This window comes from Anaerocolumna aminovalerica (assembly GCF_900115365.1).
GTDB lineage: Bacteria > Bacillota > Clostridia > Lachnospirales > Lachnospiraceae > Anaerocolumna > Anaerocolumna aminovalerica.
In genome coordinates, this window is sequence record NZ_FOWD01000014.1 from 100,880 (window position 1) to 108,281 (window position 7,402).

The following is a 7,402-nucleotide window of genomic DNA, read 5'->3' on the forward strand; positions in this document are numbered from 1 at the left end:
ACATTTACTGAATATCCTCCAAACAATTCTAACTCAATTATTTAGTTATTTCAATGTAACTGTTTTCCTTTTGATTTACAGTGTTTTATAAATAAAAATTTGGAGCAGTAGGACGCTTTGCTCTGTAGTTTGTTGGAAATCAGAAAGTGCTCATTAAAGCGTTCATAATGACTCAATTTATATGTTCAAGGATAACAGAGTGTATATAATAATTTTGCTACCTTACCCTGTCGGCCGGATTACGCAAAATTATTATATACACCCTGTTATCCTAATTTAGTTTTTGGGAGTCATTACGAAAGCTCAATGAGTACTTTCTGAGTTTACGTAATGAGGCAAAGCTGTTAAATAATTACTTATCGTAATCAAATTTAAATATATATATCAATTTATTTAAGGAAATAAGTTCTCTGCCAGACAATAACTATTAGTAAATCTATATAAATAAAACAATTAAGTTCTCATCTCATACTATTTGTTTTAATACCTTAAAATTATAATTATATCTATCTACGTAAGTATAAATATCTTTTCAAAAAGAATTAAAAGCCTTATCGAAACCTCCAAAGTTCAATTTATATATTGAGGTAAAGTTGTGTATTAAAACTTGTATTTAATTTAGTGCCTTAATTAATATAATTCATTAAGTATAACCATTAGCTACAACAATATAAAATTAATATCATAAATTAGTATGTACATTTTATTTATCCTAAGATATATAGTTTGTAAAATAATCGGTAATAACAGCTTTGCTGCACAACAAAAATTGAACTCAGTAAGTGCTTAATTAGCTTTCGTAATGACTCTCATAAACTTTAAATTAGGATAACAGGTTTATATGATTAATTTTGCGTAATCCGGCCGACAGGGTAAGGTAGCAAAATTAATCATATACAACCTGTTATCCCGAACAATATAAATTGAGTCATTATAAAGCTTATTAAGCACTTACTGAGTTCTCAACAAACTACAGAGCAAAGCGTCCTACTGGGACAAATTTTTATATCACCATAAATATTTCTTCTATGGGTGTGCTCAATACCATAAAGAATATGGCATGCTTCTTAAAGGTTATATATATGTTACCAACACAGATCGTACAAGTAATTGCGTTATTATAATACCAATTAAAATTTTCTCTCGTTTTGTTAACCTTGGGGGCCTATCATCCTTCTTTTCGTAGCCTTTAAAAATTTTATTAATTACGAAAGTGGCTAATGGATAGAATAACAGATATAACCAATAGCCAACAATGCCTCCAATGGTATTGGAAATCAAGTCTGTAGTATCAAAACTTCTTAATCCGCCATATGAAAATATCTGTAAAAATTCAATTATCAGACTAAAGCCCAAAGTGTATTTGACAGTTGAAAAAAATTCTTCTTGTATATAAATGGAATCATTATACCGAATGGGAGCATCATAACAATATTTAAAACAAGTTCTCTTATAGACCCGCCATATCCATGTAGAATATCATTGAAAGGAACTAAATTTAGATTTACTGATGATATATTAAAATTAATATAGGGAATTGGTATAATAAATGGGATTAAAGTAAAATAAAGAACAAAACTAATATAAATATATAAGATGGATTTTAAGAACAAACTTTTTTTATCCTTTTTCCATCTTGGTAAAAAGCAAGTGAAATATATTAATATTAAACAGACTATATCAAATAAATAATAATATTTATACATATAATACCTCCAGATTATTATAATTCATTTTACCATATCTGACATTAAATAAAAAGAAATATAAATTAAAGCCACAGTAAGCACAACTTATACTTAATTTGTGAATTAATTATCATTATTGATAAAAAGTGTTGACATTCATTTAAGGCAGATGTAGAATATCATTATAGACAATTGTCTTAAAGGAGTGAATATGATGAAAACAATGAAAAAACTGCCGGATGCGGAGTTTGACATCATGAAAGTGGTGTGGGCAAATAATCCGCCTATAACAACTAATATCATTATGCAGGAGCTTGGAAATGAAAGGGAATGGAGAGCACAAACGGTCATTTCCCTTATGTTACGGCTGGTGGAGCGTGGTTTCCTCCGAACTGAAAAAAACGGAAAAGAGCGTACCTATTTTCCCCTTATCAGCAAGGAGGATTACCTGAAATTTGAAACAGGTGACTTTATAGAACGTTATCATGGGAATTCTTTTACCAGCTTGGTTGCAACGCTGTATGACGGAAACAAGTTAAAGGACAGTGACCTTGACCAACTGGCAAAATGGCTGAGAGAAAAGAGGGATTAATATGCGGAATTTTCTTACAACCCTGCTTCAATGTTCCCTTTCTATGTCTCTGGTAACCCTTGTGTATGTGGCTATATTACCCCTTTTGTCAAAACGTTATGCCGCTAAATGGCGGTATATGGTTTGGCTGGCAATCGCGGCAGGATGGATATTTCCTTTCCGTCCCCATATTAAACTACCATTTCTTCCTATGCAGATTCAGAAGATACCTGTAGAACCCATGCAGCCAATTGTAAATATTGTACCGTCTATGGTAAACCCAGGGGCTATTGTAACCACACCTTCAACAATTCCTTTATGGCGGGTGCTTCCAGCCATTTGGATTATAGGTATTATAAGTGCCGTAGCTTATCATACCTTACGTCACAGCCGTTTTATGAAGATGGTACGCAGATGGAGTGAACCTATAACTGATTCAGGAAGTTTGAAGATTTTGGAGGACTTGAAGGCAGAACTGGATATTAAGGCACAGGTAGAGTTAAGCTTATGCCAAAGCATCACAAGTCCCATGCTGGTTGGTTTTTTTCATCCTGCAATTTTACTGCCTGCTATTAAAACCACAGATAACGATTTATACCTGATTCTAAAACATGAGTTAATTCATTTTCAACGGCGGGACCTTTGGTGTAAAGCCCTAATTCTGACAGCAACCACCCTCCATTGGTTTAATCCGGTGGTCTACCTTATGTCAAAAGCGGCTGCAATACAATGTGAAATCTCCTGTGATGAACTGGTTTTGCAAGGTACGGATTTCCAACAGCGTAAGCAATATGGGGAAACCATCCTTGGTATTGTCAGAAACGGAGGAAAAATTCAAACAACATTATCAACCAATTTTTATGGAGGAAAAAAAGGCATGAAGAATCGTATTTTTTCAATTATGGATACAAAGCAAAAGAAAGCCGGCGTTGTGATTCTTTGTATGGCACTGGCGGGAATTATAATTACAGGGGCTACCCTTACAGCAGCCGCTGATAAAGAACCTGCATATGCTTTTGAAGGTAACATCCCACTTTCTGATAGAGAGAAGGCAAAGCAGGAACAGGAACGTAAAGAGGAAAAAGCAAAACAGTATTCTATCTACACAAAATTTGGATTGAATTATAACCAGGAAAATGACCGTTTTTATTATAACGATCAGTTGGTAAGATTTTTCGCTGATAAGTTAGATGATAAGGATTCCTACAACTCATTTAGTTATACCGAAGGCGATGTTGATTTGCGGGGGGTTCGTAATGAAAAGTATGAACTGATAGCCTTAGAGCCTGTGAGCCAGAAAGAATATGATCAGCGTACAGCTAAAATTCAGGCTTTCTCTGAAAGCTTGTCAGAAATACAAGAATCAGCAATTCAAGAATCAGAAATGCAAGAAAATGTAGGTAACGAATCCATTAATACTAATTCCACTGCTATTGAGACAGGGGATTCAAATAAAAATATAAATGGTGTAATTCAAGAAAAGGCAGATAGTAATGGTCTAACCGGTAACGGTTCTGATGCAGTAGAGGCCGGTGACCCGAACTACGTGGATCATTCTCTTAATGCTTATACAAAGTATGGGATTTCTTATGATAGGGACGCAGAAGTTTGGATGTATCAGGATAAGCCCATTCATTGCCTTTATGATAATGGATATACCACATTTATAGATAATAGCAAGGTTGCACTTAAAGACGGCCTGTCTTTGAAAGTGATTAGAAATTCTAATGCAGGTATTGAACAACTGGCAGAAATGACGGAAGCAGAAGTTAACAGGCTTTTCAACTAATATGAAATAGGTCTACCTTAGTTAACGCCTTTTCAATGATTTATTGGAAAGGCGTTATGATATTCCTATTAGTTGTTGGATAGCTCACCCTTACTTTGGAATAGTGTTGGCCGATCAGTCAATGAATTAAAGGCCTAATACTTTATGGACTTCCTTCTGTATCTTAAATATCCTTTCTTCCATAAACTGTGGGTAATCTTTAAACCATTTCATATTTAATGGCGATGGATGAGGTAAAATATAAGCAGGTTTTCCATTAATTTGTTTATCTTCAAAAGCTAAGGTGGTAATTTTTTCTCCCGGGAAGAAAAATTCTGCTGCAAATCCACCAATTATGATGTATATTTCATTATCCACAAGTTCTATTTCCTTAAGAAGCCAGTGTTTCGAACAAATCTTAGGCGGACGGCGGTCTCCGCCACCGGGTGCTTTCCCGGGATAACAATGTGCCATTGAAACAATATAAAAATTATCCGGATCATAAAAATCCTCATCGGATATTTGATACCATTCACCACGTAGTTTTCTGCCACTGGCATCATTAAAAGGCTTCCCTGTTTCATGTACACTTTTAGACGGTGCCTGGCTAATCTGCAGTATTTTGGCATTATGATTGCCCAATATAATTGGACGGGGTTCAAATCCGAATGTATCTTGACATAATCGACACTGTAATATCTGATTTTGTAAATAAACAAGTTCATTTTTGTTTTGATTTTTCTTCTTATCTATCATTTTATCGCCTCCTAAACATAGGGCACCTCATTTTACACCAATTAAACCTTGTAAGGGTTCTTGTATAATTAAACTTTGCCACTTTGAACTTTAGATGTTTATATTTTATCACAAGGAGAACAGTATATCCATTAATTCTAGCATAGAATTCCCCACACATTTCCACCACATGATATTCTGAACAATTACTTCCCAACAGAATATAGACGGTAATAGCAGCACCAGCAGGAGGTTTGTTTTATGTTGATACAAAAATAGCCCCTTGTTTTCAATAATATTAGAAAACAAGGGGCTATTCATAAACTATTTACTATCAGCCCAACTGTGAATGTACATCATTGTACTTGCCAAAGGGCAGGAACATTGGAAGGTTCCCAGCCTACCAGTGATGTATGGGGCTGAATGCATTTATAATTTTTACCACTGTAGTAAACAATATCTCCTACCTTATACGCGGTATTTGGTGCCCATGTCTGGTAATTACCTCCGTTATCAATTGTGTAAGTAACGCTGTTAACAGCAGAATCATTCATTCCGGGTGCTGTAGCATATGCTTTAATGGTAGTAGTTGAAGATACATTGATTGCGCCTGAATAAACAGGTGAACCGGAATTTGGTGTGCTTCCGTCCGTTGTATACCTGATAGTTGCACCACTTGTTGCACAGGTAATAGTTACACTCTGTGCCGAATTATATTTTCCTCCTGCCGGACTGAAGGCTGGCGTTACCACTGTCTGCTGCTGGCCACCTCCACCTAACGAGTTAAGATGTGGTTTTACAGTATTTGCAAAGTTATAGCCATTAGAAGCATCCCAGTTAATTGACCATGTCATAGCACCCCGAATTGTGGGATACGTATGAGGCGGCTTAAATGTTCCCCCATTGGAACCATTATACAGGCAATCTAGAGCTGCATTCACAACTGTTGGGGATACATATCCGCCACCAGCTCCAGATGGTGAAGCAGGCAGACCAAGACCTACCTGATCCGGACGCAATCCATTTTCAAGCTGGATAGTTGCCAGTGCAGTAAGGAAGTCTACTGTTCCCTGTGAGTATACCTTTCCATCATATCCAAGCATTGCACCTGAATTATAGTACTGAGTATTGACAATAGTAAGTATATCCTTAATATTCAAAGCCAATTGGAAATAGGAACTGCTAGGTGACTGCATGTAAATTGTTTCCGGAGCCATAGTAATAATCAGACCAGGCCCCGCTTTTGATGAAAGCGAGCGTAAAGCAGATGCCATGTAGGTTGGATTTACTCCATTCTCCAAGTCGATATCAACACCATCAAACCCATACTTTGTCATCAGAGAATAGACGCTGTTGGCAAAGTTGGTAGCAGCATTTGAATCCTCAACCCTGATAGTGCCGTTTTGGCCACCAACAGAAATAATAACCTTCTGTCCTCGCCCTTTCACTGTAGCTATATCGGATATGAACTGAGATTCCGTATAGCCACCTAGTGCCGATGACAACCCTGAATCCAAGGTAAAGCTGACAGCACCTGGAGTACTTGTAGCATCAGCAAATGCAACCGCAATGATGTCATAGGAAACTGGAACATCACTAATACGCAGACATTTTGCACCATTATTAAAGTTTTGCCAATAACCGGTCAGAAGATGGGTTGGCAGTCCACTCTGGGCATATGAAGTAATTGGATTTTTTCCAATAGTTACTGCTATCATCAGACACATTAAAAGGAAAGACCATATTTTTTTACCTTTCACAATGAATACCTCCATATTTTAGATAGTTTTAGATATGAATTTACTGAACCTGCCAAAGAGCAGGAACATTTGAAGGCTCCCAGCCTGCTAGTGAAGTATGGGGTTGAAAAATTATAATTTTTATCGCTGTAAGAAACCATATCTCCCGCCTTATATGCGGTATTTCTGTTTAAATACAGACAATCTGTCCTGCATATGTGTTAGCCCTTACTAGGTTCACCTCCTGTTCTTAAATTTTATAGAAACTTAGGATTCTTAATTAATGTAAGTTAAAATTTTAATTGTAAACCAGCAGATTAAAAATAGGATGTAAGAAATAGAATTTCCCTTGCAGCATAGAAGTTAAAATTTTCCCACACAATCACTTATAGCCTTCCCCCCTTTAGAATTACTCCAAGGTAAAAGAGTAGGTTCCCGGAAGAATTTCACTATAATTTTATTGTACAGCTTCCTAAAAAATGTTGTAATAACTTGGTATTTATTGTACGGTCTTGCCTTGTCATAACCAACACCTAAGAACAATCCTCAAACCTGAGATTTTTATCCTACTGCACCCGTCACATCTCCTTTAGGTAAAAAAGTGTCTTCGGCACATCAGCTCCCCTAGCCCCTCATTCATGAGGGGAATCTGGGGGTTTCTTTTTTTGTCATTCTGTTTCATAATAGTCATATGAATATATTACAGAAGATTTTCAATGACAATTATGAAATAATTAAATATTCTCTTCATCCTCGCCATGTTGTTATGGAAAACATTGAAAAGATGATTAACTGCGGCGATCCTTCCTTTGGCGGTGCCATGTACGGCTGTTCCCATTGTGGTGAACTTAAATTCGTTCCGTTTCGCTGTCACTCCAAGTTTTGCCCTACCTGTGGCAAC

General features: G+C 36.3%; 7 protein-coding genes. 3 read left to right on the forward strand and 4 right to left on the reverse strand.

Annotated elements, in window-relative coordinates:
* Positions 1 to 1,074: 1,074 nt before the first annotated feature.
* On the reverse strand, positions 1,075 to 1,467 hold the full coding sequence (locus BM183_RS21665) for a VanZ family protein (protein ID WP_091686529.1): 393 nt from the start codon (positions 1,465 to 1,467) through the stop codon (positions 1,075 to 1,077).
* 432 nt (positions 1,468 to 1,899) lie between these two features.
* Between BM183_RS21665 and BM183_RS09745 the strand changes: the two genes are divergently transcribed.
* Together BM183_RS09745 and BM183_RS09750 are read left to right on the forward strand one after the other, a co-directional pair.
* Positions 1,900 to 2,280: a BlaI/MecI/CopY family transcriptional regulator gene (locus BM183_RS09745; protein WP_330392389.1), complete on the forward strand. Its 381-nt coding sequence runs from the start codon at positions 1,900 to 1,902 to the stop codon at positions 2,278 to 2,280.
* 1 nt (position 2,281) lies between these two features.
* Positions 2,282 to 4,048 (forward strand): M56 family metallopeptidase, encoded by a 1,767-nt coding sequence (locus BM183_RS09750; RefSeq protein ID WP_091686532.1) that lies wholly within the window; start codon positions 2,282 to 2,284, stop codon positions 4,046 to 4,048.
* A gap of 126 nt (positions 4,049 to 4,174) precedes the next feature.
* Here the strand turns inward: BM183_RS09750 and BM183_RS09755 are convergent, their stop codons facing one another.
* The 3 genes from BM183_RS09755 to BM183_RS21485 form a co-directional block, all read right to left on the reverse strand.
* Complete coding sequence (locus tag BM183_RS09755; protein ID WP_091686533.1) at positions 4,175 to 4,783, reverse strand: uracil-DNA glycosylase family protein; 609 nt, start codon at positions 4,781 to 4,783, stop codon at positions 4,175 to 4,177.
* A 335-nt stretch (positions 4,784 to 5,118) separates the two neighbouring features.
* Positions 5,119 to 6,522: a chitobiase/beta-hexosaminidase C-terminal domain-containing protein gene (locus tag BM183_RS09760; protein ID WP_207650142.1), complete on the reverse strand. Its 1,404-nt coding sequence runs from the start codon at positions 6,520 to 6,522 to the stop codon at positions 5,119 to 5,121.
* 40 nt (positions 6,523 to 6,562) lie between these two features.
* Positions 6,563 to 6,685 (reverse strand): carbohydrate-binding protein, encoded by a 123-nt coding sequence (locus BM183_RS21485; RefSeq protein ID WP_334292870.1) that lies wholly within the window; start codon positions 6,683 to 6,685, stop codon positions 6,563 to 6,565.
* A gap of 507 nt (positions 6,686 to 7,192) precedes the next feature.
* Between BM183_RS21485 and BM183_RS21670 the strand changes: the two genes are divergently transcribed.
* The coding region (locus tag BM183_RS21670; protein ID WP_170847951.1) for a transposase zinc-binding domain-containing protein at positions 7,193 to 7,402 on the forward strand (210 nt) is incomplete at its 3' end.

Excerpts from the sequence above, each read along its gene's own strand:
- BM183_RS09745 (WP_330392389.1), top strand. The coding sequence starts at position 1,900 with ATGATGAAAACAATGAAAAAACTGCCGGATGCGGAGTTTGACATCATG.
- BM183_RS09750 (WP_091686532.1), top strand. The coding sequence starts at position 2,282 with ATGCGGAATTTTCTTACAACCCTGCTTCAATGTTCCCTTTCTATGTCT.
- BM183_RS09755 (WP_091686533.1), bottom strand. The coding sequence starts at position 4,783 with ATGATAGATAAGAAGAAAAATCAAAACAAAAATGAACTTGTTTATTTA.